At 60.4% G+C, this 16,861-nt stretch carries 14 protein-coding genes; 11 read left to right on the top strand and 3 right to left on the bottom strand.

Annotation, left to right across the window (positions count from 1 at the left end; all coding sequences use genetic code 11):
* Positions 1-239 precede the first annotated feature (239 nt).
* The 7 genes from BMX80_RS06710 to BMX80_RS06680 all read left to right on the top strand — a co-directional run bounded on the left by BMX80_RS06710 (position 240) and on the right by BMX80_RS06680 (position 7,780).
* Complete coding sequence (locus BMX80_RS06710; RefSeq protein WP_074866600.1) at positions 240-2,204, top strand: cation:proton antiporter domain-containing protein; 1,965 nt, start codon at positions 240-242, stop codon at positions 2,202-2,204.
* Between the two features lie 144 nt (positions 2,205-2,348).
* The gene (locus BMX80_RS06705) at positions 2,349-2,615 is read left to right on the top strand and encodes a metal-sensing transcriptional repressor (RefSeq protein ID WP_071871204.1); all 267 of its coding nucleotides are present in this window, start codon (positions 2,349-2,351) and stop codon (positions 2,613-2,615) included.
* 10 nt (positions 2,616-2,625) lie between these two features.
* The gene (locus BMX80_RS06700) at positions 2,626-3,162 is read left to right on the top strand and encodes a rhodanese-like domain-containing protein (RefSeq protein ID WP_074866597.1); all 537 of its coding nucleotides are present in this window, start codon (positions 2,626-2,628) and stop codon (positions 3,160-3,162) included.
* Positions 3,150-3,902 (top strand): sulfite exporter TauE/SafE family protein, encoded by a 753-nt coding sequence (locus tag BMX80_RS06695; protein ID WP_074866594.1) that lies wholly within the window; start codon positions 3,150-3,152, stop codon positions 3,900-3,902. Before BMX80_RS06700 ends, BMX80_RS06695 begins: the two co-directional genes overlap by 13 nt.
* 2 nt (positions 3,903-3,904) lie before the next feature.
* On the top strand, positions 3,905-4,606 hold the full coding sequence (locus tag BMX80_RS06690; protein WP_074866592.1) for an MBL fold metallo-hydrolase: 702 nt from the start codon (positions 3,905-3,907) through the stop codon (positions 4,604-4,606).
* A 158-nt stretch (positions 4,607-4,764) separates the two neighbouring features.
* On the top strand, positions 4,765-7,458 hold the full coding sequence (locus tag BMX80_RS06685; protein ID WP_235821615.1) for a hybrid sensor histidine kinase/response regulator: 2,694 nt from the start codon (positions 4,765-4,767) through the stop codon (positions 7,456-7,458).
* 76 nt (positions 7,459-7,534) lie between these two features.
* The gene (locus BMX80_RS06680; RefSeq protein ID WP_074866587.1) at positions 7,535-7,780 is read left to right on the top strand and encodes a YheU family protein; all 246 of its coding nucleotides are present in this window, start codon (positions 7,535-7,537) and stop codon (positions 7,778-7,780) included.
* A gap of 149 nt (positions 7,781-7,929) precedes the next feature.
* On the opposite strand, the gene BMX80_RS06675 is transcribed toward BMX80_RS06680, so the two are convergent.
* The 3 genes from BMX80_RS06675 to BMX80_RS06665 all read right to left on the bottom strand — a co-directional run bounded on the left by BMX80_RS06675 (position 7,930) and on the right by BMX80_RS06665 (position 10,777).
* Entirely contained in the window at positions 7,930-9,696 is a 1,767-nt protein-coding gene (locus tag BMX80_RS06675) for a sodium:solute symporter family protein (protein WP_074866586.1), read from the bottom strand.
* 12 nt (positions 9,697-9,708) lie between these two features.
* Positions 9,709-9,975: a DUF4212 domain-containing protein gene (locus BMX80_RS06670; RefSeq protein ID WP_071871197.1), complete on the bottom strand. Its 267-nt coding sequence runs from the start codon at positions 9,973-9,975 to the stop codon at positions 9,709-9,711.
* Between the two features lie 166 nt (positions 9,976-10,141).
* Positions 10,142-10,777, bottom strand: a complete 636-nt coding sequence (locus BMX80_RS06665) for a GNAT family N-acetyltransferase (RefSeq protein ID WP_071871196.1) — start codon at positions 10,775-10,777, stop codon at positions 10,142-10,144.
* Between the two features lie 125 nt (positions 10,778-10,902).
* Here BMX80_RS06665 and xthA point away from each other — a divergent pair, with 125 nt between their 5' ends.
* The 4 genes from xthA (at position 10,903) to BMX80_RS06645 (ending at position 16,859) form a co-directional block, all read left to right on the top strand.
* The gene (xthA, locus tag BMX80_RS06660) at positions 10,903-11,715 is read left to right on the top strand and encodes an exodeoxyribonuclease III (RefSeq protein ID WP_074866583.1); all 813 of its coding nucleotides are present in this window, start codon (positions 10,903-10,905) and stop codon (positions 11,713-11,715) included.
* A gap of 110 nt (positions 11,716-11,825) precedes the next feature.
* A complete protein-coding gene (locus tag BMX80_RS06655; protein WP_175474885.1) occupies positions 11,826-12,674 on the top strand; it encodes an ABC transporter six-transmembrane domain-containing protein in 849 nt (282 codons plus the stop codon).
* The gene (locus BMX80_RS06650) at positions 12,664-13,788 is read left to right on the top strand and encodes an efflux RND transporter periplasmic adaptor subunit (protein ID WP_083394262.1); all 1,125 of its coding nucleotides are present in this window, start codon (positions 12,664-12,666) and stop codon (positions 13,786-13,788) included. The genes BMX80_RS06655 and BMX80_RS06650 overlap by 11 nt, the downstream gene beginning before the upstream one ends.
* A complete protein-coding gene (locus BMX80_RS06645) occupies positions 13,785-16,859 on the top strand; it encodes an efflux RND transporter permease subunit (protein WP_074866580.1) in 3,075 nt (1,024 codons plus the stop codon). Before BMX80_RS06650 ends, BMX80_RS06645 begins: the two co-directional genes overlap by 4 nt.
* The last annotated feature ends 2 nt before the right edge of the window (positions 16,860-16,861 follow it).

Here is a 16,861-nt window from a genome sequence, read left to right as displayed (position 1 = left end):
AATCTCGCCTACCAAGCGGTATGTCTCGCTTACTGCGCGCCGGGCGCCTTGTGCTTGAGGTGCTCGCCAACCCACACCGAGCCCAGCCACTTGCAGCGGCCAAGGGAAAAACGCCCCTGCATGGTAAGCTGAGGGACTTTTGTAGCGATTCTTTCAGGAAATGACCCTTGCTTATCATTGAGTCACGCTACGCTTTGCCTAAGCCCATGCACTGGGGCTGAACACCTAAGGAGAAGTGGATGTTCGCAGACCTGCTGATTATTTTTCTGGCTTCGTTAGTCGTAATCGCAGTGTTTCGCCGCTTACATCTACCACCGATTTTGGGTTACCTGTTTGTCGGTGTAGCCATGGGCCCCAGCGCCCTCGGCTGGGTTGGCGGCGGGCATGATTTAACCTTTCTCGCCGAATTTGGCGTGGTGTTTCTGCTCTTTACCTTAGGCCTGGAGTTCTCACTGCCGCGCATGTTGGCGCTGCGCAGCATGGTGTTTGGCCTCGGCAGCATGCAGTTCTCCCTTACCGCGCTAGCACTGTTTGCCCTGTTTTTTGCCACCACCTCACTGAGCCTAGAAGCCGCGGTAATTCTCGCTGGCGGCTTGGCGCTGTCGTCCACCGCGATTGTGCTTAAAGAGCTATCCAGCCTTAGCCAAACCCTCACCCCGCATGGCCAACGCGCCATCGGTGTGCTGCTCTTCCAAGACATGGTCGCGGTACTGTTATTGGTGATGGTGCCGGTGCTCGGCGGCAATGGCGAAACCGTCTGGTACATCGACATGCTCTGGGCGCTGGGCAAAACCGTGCTGTTGTTTGTTGGCTTGCTGGCCGTGAGCCGCTGGGTGCTGCCGAAAGTCTTCCACGAGATTGCCGAAGCCCGTCAGCCCGAGCTGTTTGTGCTGATGGCCTTGGTGATCGTGCTCTTAGCCGCATGGCTCACCCACCTCATGCACCTATCGATGGCGCTCGGCGCGTTTATCGCCGGCATGATGCTCGGCGAAAGCCACTACCGTCACCAGATCGAGGCCGACATTCGCCCCTTCCGCGATGTGCTATTGGGCCTGTTCTTTGTCTCGGTGGGCCTGCTGGTCGACATCCACGTGCTGTGGGCAGAAATCATCGAAGTGTTGGCCTTCACCCTAGCGTTGGTGGCTATCAAAGGCATCGTAGTTTTCCTTTTGGTCAAATACCGCAGCGGCAGCACGGGCATTGCCTGGCGCACGGGTCTAGCCTTGGCGCAAGGCGGCGAGTTCTGTTTTGCCCTGCTGACGCTGGCCTTCACCCACCAACTGATTGATCAGGAAGTGGTCAGCTTGGTGATTTCCGTCACTGTGTGCTCCATGGTGCTCACCCCGCTACTGCTGCGCGGCGTACCCAACATGATGGCGCGCATGCACCGCGAAACCCGCGAAGAATCACACCTTGAGGAAATCAGCAGCGCCCACGCCGAAGACAGCAACCATGTGATTCTCTGCGGTTATGGCCGTGTCGGTCAGGCCGTGGGGCGTTTTCTGCGCCGCGAAGAATATGCTTACGTCGCCCTCGACGACGACCCGGTGCGCGTGCGCGAGGCCGGCGCCGGTGGCAACCATGTGCACTTTGGCGACTGCCGCCGTCACGACCTACTCAAAGCCGTGGGCATTGAGCGCGCGCGTATGGTGGTGATTGCCGTGGATAACGGCGAACACTCGCTGCAAATTCTGCATACCGTGCGCGATATCAGCGCGGATATTCCCGTGCTGGTGCGTACCCGCGACGACAGCCTGCTCGACACCATGCAGCAAGCCGGCGCCACTGAGGTGATCCCCGAGCAGCTGGAGTCCAGCCTGATGCTCGCCTCGCACGTACTGGTGCTACTGGGCATGCGTGAACAACAAGTCAAAGGCCTGATGGATGAAGTACGAGGCGAGCGCTACAAGCTGCTGCACGGTTTCTACCACGGCAACCAACCTAACCTGCTGGAAGCCCACGGCCATGACCGCGTGCTGCTGCACGCCACCGTGCTGACCAAAAGCGCCTATGCGCGCGGCAAAACGGTGGCCGAGCTAGAGCTACAAGACTTCGATGTCGAACTGCAACACATCCGCCGTGGCGAAGAAGAATTCGAGCCGCTGCCTGATGAAGTGCTGCGTTCCGGCGATGCGTTGGTGCTCTCCGGTGGGGTTGAAGCCATCGAGGCCGCCGAGGCGCGCATCTTGGGCGATATGTCCTAAGCCTTCCCCCCTCACCGCTTAACTAACCACAAAGACAAAGCCCGCACCTAAACCTGCGGGCTTTGTCATTTCTGCCGCACATCTCCCGTAGGCTTGCTCGCATAATACTATAGGGGGTATAGTATTCTCACAGAGGAGATAGCCATGACCACCCCCAATCCCGAACAACAGCAAGCCATGCTCAAGCGCCTCGCACGGGTCGAAGGTCAGATTCGTGGCATTCAAGGCATGATCAGCCGCGGTGAAGACTGCGAAGCCATCGCCCAGCAATTCAGCGCCGCCCGCAAGGCGCTGGATAAGGCCTATCAAGAAATGCTCGCCTGCTTGCTCGAAGAAGCCGTGCTCGACCCGCAAAGCGACAGCAGCGACACCCTCGCCCGCGTGCGCAAGATTTTCACTAAGTACACCTGAGGAGCCCGTCATGTCTCACGTCGTGATCAACGCCCAAGACTTTGCCCAACAGCAGCAAAACGGCGCCGTGCGTTTTCTGATTGATGTGCGCAGCCCTGCTGAGTTTCGCCAACAGCACGTGCAAGGCGCGCGCAACGTACCGCTGGACCAGTTAAACCCCAGCCAATTGGCGAGCGAATTAAAGCAACAAGGCCTAGAGCGCGGCGATGAGCTGTATCTGGTCTGCCAAAGCGGTATGCGCGCGCGCAAAGCCGCCGAACAACTGCAAAGCCTGCTACCCGGTGTACAAGTGATCGATGGCGGCACCGAAGCCTGCGTGGCTTGTGGCATTCCCGCCAATCAAGCCGAGAGCGGCGTGATTAGCCTGCAACGCCAAGTGCAGATCAGCGCTGGCGTGTTGATTCTGACTGGCGTGATTGGCGGCACGTGGCTGCACCCGTACTGGTACGGCTTAGCGGGTTTTGTCGGCGCCGGCCTGACCTTCGCCGGGCTTTCCGGCACCTGCGGCATGGCCCTGCTATTGGCGCGGATGCCGTGGAATCGTTAAGCCTGCTGCTGCCCGGCGGCATTGGCGTATTGCTGGGCCTGTTGCTCGGTTTAACCGGCGCTGGCGGCAGCTTGATTGCCCTGCCCTTGCTGCTCAGCTTGCACTTGCCCTTAGTCGATGCAGTGGGCGTGAGCCTTGGTGCGGTGAGTATTGCCGCCCTAAGCGGGCTACTGGGGCGCTATCGCGACGTCGCCTGGTGGCCCGTGTTCGCCATTGCCATCAGCGGTATACCCGGCACGGCATTGGGCCAATACCTGGGCAGCTTGCTCCCCGAACAGCCGCTGATTATCGCCTTCTGCCTACTGGTGTTATGGCTGGCCCAACGCCTATGGCGCAGCGCCAGTAGCGCCATGCATAGCTTGCGTGCAAACAGCCACTACCCGGCCTTAGTCGGCAGTGGCATTGCCGTCGGCAGTCTGTCGGGGCTACTGGGCGTCGGTGGTGGTTTTCTCGTGGTGCCCTTACTGCGCTGGCTTACCCCACTGAACGTAATGGGCGCGGCGGCCAGTTCGCTGGCGGTGATTGTGTTGGTCTCTGGCAGTGGTTTCGCGCTGTATGCCGCGCAGCATGACACACCATGGCCGCTACTCGGCAGCTTGATTGCCGGCGGCGTCATCGGCGCCTTGCTAGGCAATCTGCTCGCTAAGGTGATCGGCGGCATTCATGTGCAGCGCGTTTTTGCCGTGCTGTTGGTGGGCGTTAGCCTGTCCACCGCCTTGTATAAGCTATCCGGAGGTTAACCATGCTGCTGCGCCAACTGTTCGACAGCACCAGCCATACCTACACCTACTTACTGGCCGATCAGGGCGAAGCCGTGTTGATCGACCCGGTCCGCGAGAAACTCGCCGACTACCTCCAACTGCTTAGCGAGCTAGAACTCAGCCTAGTGATGGCACTGGATACCCACACCCATGCCGATCACATCACCGCCCTAGGTGACTTGCGCGAGCGCACTGGCTGCCGCACCGGCTTTGGCCAACAAAGTGGTTCGCAATGCGCCAGTTTTACCTTTAGCGATCAGCAAGTGCTGCCCTTTGGCCAATCTCAGCTCGTGGCTTGGCATACCCCCGGCCACACGGACGACTCGTACTGTTTTTACCTAGCGGGCAATGCGCAGACTCCCGGTTTGTTGTTCAGCGGCGATACCTTGCTGATTCGCGGCACCGGGCGCACCGACTTTCAGGCCGGCGACGCACGGCAACAATGGCACAGCTTGCAACGCCTGCTGCGCCTGCCCGATGACACGCAGGTATACCCCGGGCACGACTACCGTGGCTGGACGCGTTCTAGCATCGCCGAAGAGCGCCAACACAACCCGCGTTTACAGGTCGCCAATGAGCAGGCGTATGCCGACCTTATGGCCGCGCTCAAGCTGCCTAACCCGCGCCTGATGGACATCGCCGTGCCGGCCAATCGCAGCTGCGGCAACCCCCTCGGCAGCTAACCAAGCACACGCTTGGTTCTGCTACATGGCACGCAGTACAAAGCGCCGGTTTAGGGCTACACTTGAGGAAAAATCCGCTGGAGAGTCCTGTGCCGCTTCGCTGGCTACTGTTGTTATGCCTTTGTTTGCCGCTGACCGCCTGGACCAGTGAAGCGCTCGTGCTCAGCTCGGAAAACACCCGTGCTAGCCTCGGCCCGCACCTGTTTTACCTTGAAGACCCGCGCGGCACGCTGGAATACACCACCATCGCCGCCATGCCGCTTAACCTGTTCAGCCGCGCACAGGGCAACCACGCCAATCTGGGCAAAAACGCTTCAACGTGGTGGTTTCGTTTTCAGGTGGATAACCGCAGCGGGCGCAATCAACAGGTTTTTCTCGAAGCTAACTACCCCTTGCTGGATGATTTGCGGCTGTTTCAGCTGATCAACCAGCAAGTCGTTCAACGCAGTGAACTGGGTGATATTCAACCCTTTGACAACCGCCCAGTCGGCGTACGCGATTTGTGGTTTTCCGTAGAGCTGCGCCCGGGCATCAACGAGTTTGTGCTGCGCGCGCAATCGACCAGCACACTGTTTATCCCCCTGTACCTGACCACCCCGGTGGCCATGGCCAGCCACAGCGAAACCATCAACAACTGGCACGGGGCCTTTTATGGCCTGCTGTTCGGCCTGTTCTTCTACAACCTGTTTCTGTATGTCTGGCTGCGCGAACCGAGTTACTTCTGGTACTTGGCCTACATGCTCTGCTCACTGCTGTTTAGCGCCAGTTTCGACGGCAGCTTGTTCCGCTTGTTTCCACAGGCGGTAGAAATTCAAAGCTTGGGCATCTATGCCTGCATGTTCTTGATTTTGCTCTGCGCCACCCAGTTCAGCCGGCACTTCTTACACACCACCGAGCAGTTTCCGCGCTTAGATACCCTGTTGCGCTTCAAGATGATCGTGCTGGCTTGCTGCTTGGTCTCGGTACCGCTGATTGGCGTCAGCACTTGGAGCTTTTTAGCCAGCCTGATCACCTTAGCCAGCAGTGCCGTGCTGATGGGCGTGGGCATTTGGGTGTGGCGCAGCGGCCTGCGCTATGGCTCGTACTATGTCGTGGCCTGGGGCGTATTGCTGACCAGCTTTATCATCGCCACCGCCGGCTCGTTAGGCTATGAGGTGATCAACTGGTATGGCTCGGAAATCACCAAGGTCGGCACCGCGTTTGAAATGATCACCCTGTCGATTGGCTTGGCCGACCGCATCAACACGCTGAAAGACGAAGGTTATGCCGCCGCCCAAGCCGCCGAAAGTGCGGAAATCGAAAACCAAGCCAAGAGCCGCTTTCTGGCCAAGATGAGCCACGAGATTCGCACCCCGCTTAATGGCGTGCTGGGCATGGTGCATCTGTTAGAAGACACCGAGTTGAATGACCGGCAAAAGCATTACGTGCACACCATCAACACCAGCGGTCACGCATTGATGGCGGTGATCAACGACATTCTCGATTACTCAAAAATCGAATCCGGCCGTCTCGAGTTAGAAAGCATCGACTTTAACCTGCTCGACTTGGCCAGCGATTGCAGTGCCCTGTTTAGTGCCCAATGCTTGGACAAAGGCATCGAGCTGCACTGCTCGCTTGCCAGTGGCGTGCCTAGTTGGGTGAATGGCGACCCGACGCGCCTTAAGCAAGTGCTGCTGAACCTCGTCGGCAATGCGGTTAAGTTCACCGAACACGGCCATGTCAGCCTGCATATCCGCCGTAGCCCCAGCCTGCCCGGCGAAGTACGCCTGCTGTGCGCCATCAGCGATACCGGCATTGGCATCAGCGCCGAGGCGCAGCGCGAGCTGTTCACCTCGTTCAGCCAAGCCGACTCCAGCACCACACGGCGCTACGGCGGCAGCGGTTTGGGCTTAGCCATCAGCCGCGAGCTAGCCGAGCATATGGGCGGTTTTATTCGCCTAGAAAGCACCCCCAACCAAGGTTCTACCTTTGAAGTGTGCGCGGTGCTGCAAGAAGCCACCGGCAACAACCCCGACAACAGCCTCAGCCTAAACGGGCAAACGGCGTTGATTGCTTCGGAGTCGGTGCAGGCGCGCGACAGCCTGCGGCATAACCTCAACCGCCTAGGCATGCGTGCCGAACAATGCAGCGCACCGGAGCATTTACAGCATGCGCTGCAACAATTCGTCAGCCCGCCCACGCTGATTATTCAAGCGCCTTGGTCGGTCAGTGGGGATTGGTTACAAGGCCTGCACAGCACCCATCCGCGCCTGCATGTGCTGCTGATTAATGACACCTTAAGCGAAGCCCACGAGCATCACTGGCCAGAAAGCCAGTTTGCTGCCTTAGAGCTGCCCATCACACCGAACCAGCTCACCGAGGCGCTGCTGCGCCTGCATCACAGCGAGCCGGCCGCCATCCCCAACGCGCCCGCGCCAAGCAGTCACAGCACCACCATTGGCATACCGAAAACCACCCATGTTTTGGTCGCCGAAGACAACCCCGTCAACCAAATGGTCATCCGTGGCTTACTGCAACGCTTGGGCTACAGCATTGAGATGACCAACAACGGCGAAGAAGCCCTGCGGCTCTACGTGCGCAACCCCAAGCATTACAGCCTAGTGCTGATGGACTGCGAAATGCCGATCATGGATGGCTTTGAAGCCACCCGGCAGATTCGCCGCTTTGAGCACGAGCAACAGCACCCGCCAGTGCCGATTGTGGCGCTGACCGCGCATATTCTCGATGAGCATCGTAAGTCTGGCGAAGCGGCCGGCATGGATGCCTACTTGGCTAAGCCGGTGAACTTCACCCAGCTTGAAGAAACCCTCGCCAGTTTTATTCACCCCGCCACCAGCGCCGAGCAAGGTTAAAACGTCGCGACAGCCAAGACGCCATGGAGTTAGCCAAGCGGTTAAACTACGCGCCTTTTACGCAACCGCTGTCGCCATGATTATTCCCTACCAAGACCTTGAGCCCGACACCCTGACCCGCCTGCTGCAAGACTTCGTCAGCCGCGACGGCACCGACAACGGCTACGACGCCAGCGAAGCGCAACGTGTCGAACGCGCCCGCCGCGCGTTAGAACGTCGTCAGGCGTATATCGTCTTTGATGAAGAAAGCCAGCAGTGCCAGCTGATCGCCGCGCACGATCTTGACCCTGCCTATATCCGCCAATACACCACAGCGGATTAACTAGCCGGCATACCTGATAAGTTTCGCGCCAGCGCTGTAGCGCTTGAATCGTGTGCCGATCAGACCAGCGCTGCTTAATTCACTAAAAGCATGCCCGACAAAAACAACACACCCCGCACTCGGCGGGGTGTGTTGTTAAACGCAGCAGATTAGTGAGCCACAGCCCCACCCGCGCCACGCGGGATACGGATGCTTTCCACCAAGTCTTGAATGTGTGCCGGCGGTGCGGAGGTCAGCTTGGCCACCACCACAGACACCACAAAGTTAAAGATCATGCCCAAAGTACCAATGCCCTCTGGCGAAATACCGAACCACCACTGATCGGCACCCGCAGTCGGGTTGATGAACTTGAAGTACACGATGTAAGTGAAGGTGAACACTAAGCCCACGATCATGCCGGCCACCGCCCCTTCACGGTTCATGGTCTTGGAGAAGATCCCCATGACAATCGCCGGGAAGAACGAGGCCGCCGCCAAGCCGAAGGCAAAGGCCACCACCTGCGCGACAAACGCGGGCGGATAGATCCCGAACAAGCCGGCAATCACCACCGCCACACCGGCCGCGATACGTGCGGCGAGCAGCTCGTTTTTCTCGCTGATGTTGGGCATCAAGTTCGACTTGAGCAGGTCATGGCTGATCGAGGTAGAGATCACCAACAACAAGCCAGCCGCGGTCGACAAGGCAGCGGCTAAGCCACCGGCAGCAATCAAGGCAATCACCCAACCCGGCAGGTTGGCGATTTCTGGGTTAGCCAGCACCATGATGTCGCGGTCGATGTACAGCTCGTTAGCGTTAGCGGTCGGTGCGTTAGTCACCGCACGCTCGCCGTGCACGCCCGGCTCTTTAGCAAACGCAGGGGCACCTTCGAACGGAGCACCGGCGGTGTACTGAATCACGCCGTCGCCGTTCTTATCTTGCCAGCCGATCAAACCGGCTTTTTCCCACGTCTTAAACCACTCCGGCACTTCGGCGTAGCTTACGTTGGGTACAGTGCTCAGCAGGTTAGTACGGGCAAAGGCCGCAACAGCCGGTGCTGTGGTGTACAGAATGGCGATAAACAGCAGCGCATAGCCGGCTGATTTACGCGCATCACGCACTGTCGGGGTGGTGAAGAAGCGCACAATCACATGCGGCAAGCCGGCAGTACCGACCATCAGCGCCATGGTGATGAAGAACACGTCGATGGTCGACTTAGTGCCATCGGTGTAGGTGTTAAAGCCTAGCTCGGTGCTCAAGCCGTTAAGCTTGTCCAACAGGTAGGTATCGGTGCCATCCACAGTGCCACCAAAGCCCAGCTGCGGAATCGGGTTACCGGTCAGCATCATCGAGATGAAAATGGCCGGCACCATGTAGGCGAAGATCATCACGCAGTACTGCGCCACTTGGGTGTAAGTAATACCCTTCATGCCGCCCAGCACAGAGTAGAAGAAGACAATCGCCATACCGATCACCACGCCGGTATTGATATCGACTTCTAAATAGCGCGAGAACACGATACCCACGCCGCGCATCTGCCCCGCCACATAGGTGAACGAGATAAAGATCACGCAGATCACTGCCACCACACGCGCGGTTTGTGAGTAATAACGCTCACCGACGAACTCCGGCACGGTGAACTTGCCGAACTTACGCAGGTAGGGTGCCAAGCACATGGCGAGCAACACGTAGCCGCCGGTCCAGCCCATCAGGTACACGCCGCCGTCTAAGCCGACGAAGGAGATAATCCCCGCCATCGAAATAAACGACGCCGCCGACATCCAGTCCGCACCGGTGGCCATACCGTTTAATACGGGGTGCACGCCCTTACCCGCGACGTAGTACTCACCGGTGGAGCCAGCTCGCGTCCACAAGGCGATGCCGATGTACAGCGCAAACGTGGCGCCGACAAACAGATAAATCAGAGTTTGCGTATCCATGGTCGCCTCGCCTTATTCTTCGTGCACGTCGTATTTGCGATCGAGCTGATTCATCTTCCACACGTAGAAGAAAATCAAACCGACAAACGCATAGATCGAGCCTTGCTGGGAGAACCAGAAGCCCAACGGGTAACCAAAGAATTGAATGCTGTTCAGGGCGTCAACGAATAAGATGCCGCAGCCAAAGGAGACAATGAACCACACCGCCAGAAGCTTTAGCATCAGGCTTAAGTTCTCTTTCCAGTAGGCCGCCGGGACATCCTGCTTGTGGATAGACATGAGCGATCTCCGCTAGTTGTTGTTATAGCCACCCCAAACTAGCAGCGCGCCGCCAAGCGCGAACTTAGACCTTGGTCGCCCTCCTTGATCAACAACAAGATTGGCCAATAAAAAACGCCGCTGGATGAGAGCGGCGTTGGCGTTGCAAAACAGCCGTGCTGCGGGCTTAAGCCACGGCACTGCGCTGCGGATTCGGGTGATACAGCACATGCTCCAACACCGGCCCGATGGCCACTTGGCCAACCTCTTGATAGCCCAAGCGTTGGTAAAACTCTAAATAACGCGCATTGCCGGTATCCAACACCACGCCCTTAGAGTGCTCGTCATCGGCGCACCAGTCGTGCAGCGCTTCCAGCAACTGCAAGCCATGGCCGTGGCCCTGAAACTCCGGGTGAATACCAATCAGCGGCAACACCGAATACTCGCCCGGCGGCAGGCTATCCAACACCGCTTGGTGGTAATCCAGATAACGCCGCGTGCAGCGAAAACCAGCAGTCAGCACCATGCGCAAACGCCACATCCAGCTTTCGGTGATGTCGAAGCGCTTGGTCGGCGGCGACACCAAAGCAATGCCAATTAAACGGTCATCCAGCACTAGGCCCAGTGCCGGCAGCTGCTCATCAAAATGCCGCTCCACCAGCTCACGCACACTGGCGCGCACGCGCTGGTCGTAACCGGGGCGGTCTTGCTCAAACAAATAGGCAAAGGTCGGCTCATGGCGATAGGCCTGATACAGCAGCGAACGAGCCTCGCGGCGATAGCTGCCGCCGAGCTGGCGAATTTCCAATTTTCCTTCAGGCATTGGGCGTCCTCTGTGGCGATTCTTGTTGTTATGCCGTGCGCTTTGAACCTAGCACGCAGCCCGCAGGGTCGCCAGCACCGGCCCATTGCTCTAGGATGCCCTTCTTTTCATTCTGTGAGGCGCTTATGAAGCTGGTTTCATTCAATATCAACGGCCTGCGCGCACGACTTCACCAACTGCAAGAGCTGATCGACCGCCACCAGCCCGACGTCATTGGCCTGCAGGAAACCAAAGTGCACGACGAAGCCTTCCCCATCGAAGCCGTCGAAGCCATGGGCTACCACGTGCACATCCACGGCCAAAAAGCCCACTACGGTGTGGCGCTACTGTCTAAACAAGCCCCGCTGAGCATCGACAAAGGCTTCCCCGGCGACGATGACGAAGCGCAAAAGCGCTTTATTCGCGGCACCTTTGCCGACGGCCAAGGCGGCGAAGTGGTGGTAATGAACGGCTACTTCCCACAGGGCGAAAGCCGCGACCACCCGGTGAAGTTCCCCGCTAAAGAAAAGTTCTACGCCGACCTACAAGCGCTGCTGGTGAACCACTACCGCGCCGACCAAGCGCTGGCGATCATGGGCGACTTCAATATCTCGCCGGCGGACATCGACATCGGCATTGGCGACGTCAACGCCAAACGCTGGCTGAAAACCGGCAAATGTAGCTTCCTGCCGGAAGAGCGCGAGTGGCTAGCCACGCTGAAAAACTGGGGCCTGACCGACAGCTTCCGCCATCACCACCCCAGCCGCGACGACGTGTTCAGCTGGTTCGACTACCGCAGCCGCGGCTTTGAAGACCAACCCAAACGCGGCCTGCGCATCGACTACATCCTAGCCACCGCCCCACTGCTAGCCCGCTGCCAAGCAGCGGATGTGGACTACGACATTCGCGGTATGGAGAAGCCCTCTGACCATGCGCCGGTGTGGGCAACATTTGCCTAATGAGACCAAGCCCTTGATTAGCGCACTACCGCAAACAGCAAGCTGAGACACTTTTTCTACAATCAACCACGCAACAATGCTCACTGAGCTAATTCAGAGGTCGTTGTTGCGTGAGTTCTTTACAAGTCATTTCCCTAGCCAGCATCGTTGCTGGGCATAAGCACAAAATCGGCATCACCTGGCTGCTGGTGGCAGTAGAAAACCTGCTTATGGCACTGCTGCCGTTGTTTATTGGCTATTCGATCGACAGCCTGATGGCCGGCCAATACCACGATGTGCTCATCCTTGCCGGCGTTGTCACCGCTTTAGTGCTGGTAGCCGTGGCACGGCGCATTTACGACACCCGTACCTACGGTGAGATTCGTATCCAAGTCGGCATGGATACCGACAGCCGCCTGCGCGAGCGCCCGGTGACCACTCGCAGCGCCCGTTTGAACATGTCGCGTGAGCTGGTCGACTTTTTAGAGAACGAACTTCCGCCGCTACTTACTGCCATTATTCAGCTGCTTGTCACGCTGACGGTACTGGCTAGTTTTAGCTCGTGGCTTGCCCTGAACGCCGCTATAGCGGGGCTATTGATGCTGGCCATCTACGGCCTATTTCATCGCACCTTCACGCGCCTGAATGCTCGTCTGAATAACCAAACCGAGCGCCAAGTCAGCGTGCTCAGCGCGTTAACGTCCAGCGCCTTACAGACCCACTTAAGAAAGCTGAAAAATCGCGAAGTAAAACTTTCGGATACCGAGGCAGCGCTCTACGGCTTGATCTTCATGGTGCTGTTCGGCTTTGTGCTGGGGAACTTGCTGCTGACCACTCAGCTGGAGACTCCCAGTGCGGGGCAGCTGTTTGCCGTGGTGACCTATTCGCTGGAGTTTGTCGAAGCGGCCTTGCTGCTGCCGATCACCCTGCAGACCCTCTCCCGCCTGACTGACATCCGTGAGCGACTCAATGCACAGTAATCCCAAGATGCGCCGCGCCCTGCCGCTACTCGGCGCTATCGGCCTGCTGCTGGCAGCCATCGCCGCGGTGATCATCAGCGAACCGGCGCCGATCAGCGCCAAGCCGCTCGCCGCTGCCGCACCGCCGGTGACGGTGGTGGCGGTACGCGCGCAAGCCTTCGCCCCGACCCTGACCCTGCTGGGCACCACCGCCGCGCGCTGGCCGAGCGAGCTCAAGGCCCGCAGCAGTGCGCAACTGAGCTGGCTGGCCGATGGCCTGGAGCCCGGCACCCTAGTGCACAAGGATCAGCTGCTGGCCAGCCTCGACACCACCCTGCTGGAGGCCCAGCTGGCGCAGGCCAAGAGCGAGGTGGCCGAGGCCAAACTGCAGCTGACCCGCACCCGGCTCGAACAGACCGTCGCGCTGAAAATGCTGCGTGGCGAGCAAAACACCGCCTTCGGCCGCCGCGAGCCGCAAGTTGCCGCGGCGCAAATCGCCCTGCGCAAGGCGCAGTCCAGCGTGGCCAGCGTGGAAAAACTGCTCGCCGATGCGCAGATTCGCGCGCCCTACGATGCGGTTATTTTCCAGCGTCGGGTCAGCCCGGCGCAGCATGTCGAGCAGGGCCAGGTGCTGTTCGAGATTGCCGCCAGCGACAGCCTGGACGTCAAGCTGCCGCTCAGCGATGGCCAATGGCAACGCCTGTCTGGCGCGCTGGAGCAGGCGCAGATCAGCCTGGAAGACCGCCAGCAGCACCGTTGGCCGGCCAGCGTGCGCTATCTGGCGCCGCAGGCCCATGAGGTCACCCGGCAACGGGAAGTCGTGCTGCGGGTCGACAACCCCTACCAGCGCGCACCGCGCCTGCTGCCCAACCAGCAAGTCAGCGTGCATCTGCGCCTGCCGGAGCAGCCAGTCGCCATGCGGCTGCCAGCGAGCGCACTGACCCGCGACGACGAGGTATGGACGGTACAGGGCGCGCACCTGGTCAAGGAGCGCATCCAGCGTCTGCAACACACCGCCGATAGCGTCTGGGTCAGCTTCGCCGACGCCCCGCGCGAACCGCGCCAGGTGGTGGTGTACCCCCTGCTGTCCATGCTGCCAGGGCAAGCGGTGACGCCGCTGGAGGGCGAGCGATGAACAGCCTCAGCCGCTGGTTTATCACTAACCCGGTCGCGGCCAATCTGCTGATGGTGGCGATCCTGGTCGCCGGCGTGCTGTCGCTCGGCCAGCTGCGGGTCGAGTCGTTCCCGCAGATCGCCCCCAGCAGCCTGGTGATCAATGTCGCCTACCCCGGCGGCACGGCGGCGCAGATCGACCAGAGCATCACCCAACGCATCGAGGCGGCGATCAGCGGTATCGGTGGCATCAAGCAGGTAGTCAGCCAGTCCAGCGCCGGCATGGCCAGCGTGCGAGTACGCAAGACCGCAGCGGCCGACCTCGACAAGCTGCTCGAAGACGTGCGCAATCAGGTCAACGCGATCGAAGGCCTGCCGCAGCAGGCGGAAAAACCGCAGGTCAGCCGCGAGGAGTTCACCAACCTGGCCGCCTTCGTCATCGTCTCCGGCCCGCGCGATAACAGCGCCCTGCAACCCATCGCCCGGCAAGTCGAGCTGGCCCTGAAGCAGCACCCGCGCATCGCCAAAGTGGCTAACCTGGGTAGCCGGCAAGCGCTGCTGGTGATCGAACCCGATCTCGACAAGCTGCAGAACCTCGGCCTGAACCTGGAGCAGGTCGCCGAAGCGGTGGCCCGTAACTCGCTGGAAACCCGCAGCGGCGAGCTGAAGAATGCCGCCGGGCGCTTGCTGCTGCGCGGCGACGGCTACGCCGATGGCCTGCAGCCACTCAGCCGCATTGCCCTGCACAGCAGCGCGCAGGGCACGGTGACCCTGGGCGAGGTCGCGAGCATCAAGCGCGATTACCAAGACGACGGGGCGATCGTGCGCAATAACGGCCAGACCGCCATCGCACTCTTGGTTAGCACCGCCCAGCAGGACAACCTGCTGCAGGTCAGCGAAGCCATCGCCGAAACCCTGGCCCGCCAGCGGAGCCTGCTGCCGGCGGATATCAGCCTGACCACCATGGCCGATATGGCGCCGTATATCCGCGAACAGCTGGGCCTGTTGGGCGATAGCGCCTGGCAGGGCCTGCTGATCGTCATCGTGTTGTTGGGGCTGTTTCTCGAGTTGAAACTGGCCTTCTGGGTGGCCATGGGCATCCCCTTGGCGCTGGCCGGCACCCTCAGTGCGATGCAGGTGTTCGACTACAGCATCAACGACATCACCCTGTTCGGCTTCATCCTGGTGCTGGGCATTCTGGTCGATGATGCCGTGGTGGTCGGCGAGAGCATCTACGCCCAACGGCGCCCCGGGCGCCCAGCGGCCGAGGCCGCCTTGCAGGGCGTCAGCGCGGTGTCCGTGGCCACGGTGTTCGGTGTGCTGACCACTATCGCCGCGTTCTCGCCGATGTTGTGGATCAACAACGAGCTGGCCAAAGTGCTGGCCGGGTTTTCCGCCGTGGTGATCTTCGCCCTGCTGTTCTCCCTGCTGGAAAGCAAGCTGATCCTGCCCGCGCACCTGTGCGGCAACGAGGTGCGCATGCCTCGCGTACTAGGCCGCGTGCAGCGTGGCGCGCAGGATGGCCTGCAGTGGTTTATCAACCGCGTGTACCGGCCGCTGCTGAGCGCGGCGCTCGAGCACAGCGCCGCCACACTGCTGGGCTTCGGCGCCTTTATCCTGCTGGCCTATGGGCTGTGGAGCACGGGCGCGATCCGTAGCGCGATTTTCCCCGAGATCCCCGGGCGTTATCTCACCGCCAATGTCGATTTGCAGGACGGCGCCCCCCTGGCGCTGCAAGCCCAGGCGCTGAACCGCCTGAGCCGCAGCGCCGAGCAGATCGCCAGCGAGCTGACGCAGCAGTACAGCCTGGCCGAGCCGCCGCTGGTCAACCTGCTGGGCCACTCCGATGGCTACGGCCAGATCGAAGTAACCGCCGAACTCAGCCACGAAGCCCTGCGCCGTCTGCCGGCCAACCTGCTGCTGCAGCGATGGCGTGAACAGACTGGCGCCTTGGAAGGTGCATACGCGGTGAGCTTCGCCGCTGCCGAATCCCCGGCCGGCGGCAGCGTGCTGGCCATCGCCGCCCTGGACCGCGATCTGGCCCGCCAGGCCAGCCAGGCGCTGGCGAGCACCCTCGCCGGCCTGCCCGGGGTCGCCGATGTGTATGACGATGGCCAAGGCGGGCAGCCGCAGATCCGCCTCAAGCTCAATGCCTTTGGCCGCCATCTCGGGCTCAACCAGCATCACCTGGCCAGGTTGGCGGGTGAGGCCTTCGGCCAGCGCGAGATTCACCGCCTGCTGGAAAATGGCCAGGAGACCAAGCTGATTCTGCGCTACCCGGCCAGCGCACGGCGCAGCACCGAGCAGCTGCCGAACACCCCGGTGTTTTTGGATAGCGGCCAAACCGTGCGCCTCGGCGATGTGGTCGAACTGCATGTGGAACGCGAGCCGGAGGCCTTGTACCGGCGCAACCGCGAGCAGGTGGTCAACTTGTATTGGCGGCAGAACCGCGACATCCAAGCCCCGGAGCGCACGCTGGAACAACTGCAGGGCGAGATTGCCACGATCGAGGCGCGTTACCCTGGGGTCAGCATCCGCGCCGCCGGGGAGTTCGAAGAAATCGACGAGGTGCAGGATGGCTTCAAGCAGGCCATGCTGCTGACCCTGCTGCTGATCTACATCCTCCTGGCGATACCGCTGAAGTCGTACTGGCAGCCGCTGCTGATCATGGCGGTGATTCCCTTCGGCTTTGCCGGGGCGATCTTCGGCCACGGCCTGATGGGCTTGCCGATCAGCCTGCTGTCGATGTTCGGCATGCTGGCCATGACCGGCATCGTGGTCAACGACTCGCTGGTGCTGATCACCCACTTCAACCAGCACTACCGCGCCGGCATGGGCTTGCGCGAGGCGCTGATCAACAGCGCCAGCAGCCGCTTTCGCGCAATTTTCCTCACCACAGTGACCACGGTGTGCGGGCTGTTGCCGCTGCTCAGTGAAACCAGCGAGCAAGCCCAATACCTTAAGCCGGCGGCGGTCTCACTGGTGTTTGGCGAGTTGTTCGCCACCGCTATTACCTTGGTGCTTATCCCCGTGTTGCTCGGCCTCAGCAGCCGGCGCCAAGTGCAACCTGTGCCGGCGGCAGCGACGCTATGACA

Origin of the sequence: Atopomonas hussainii (assembly GCF_900109735.1) — a bacterium.
GTDB classification, from domain to species: Bacteria; Pseudomonadota; Gammaproteobacteria; order Pseudomonadales; family Pseudomonadaceae; genus Atopomonas; species Atopomonas hussainii.
The sequence above is the reverse complement of the archived record's forward strand: the minus strand, read 5'-3'. Positions and strand labels throughout refer to the sequence as shown.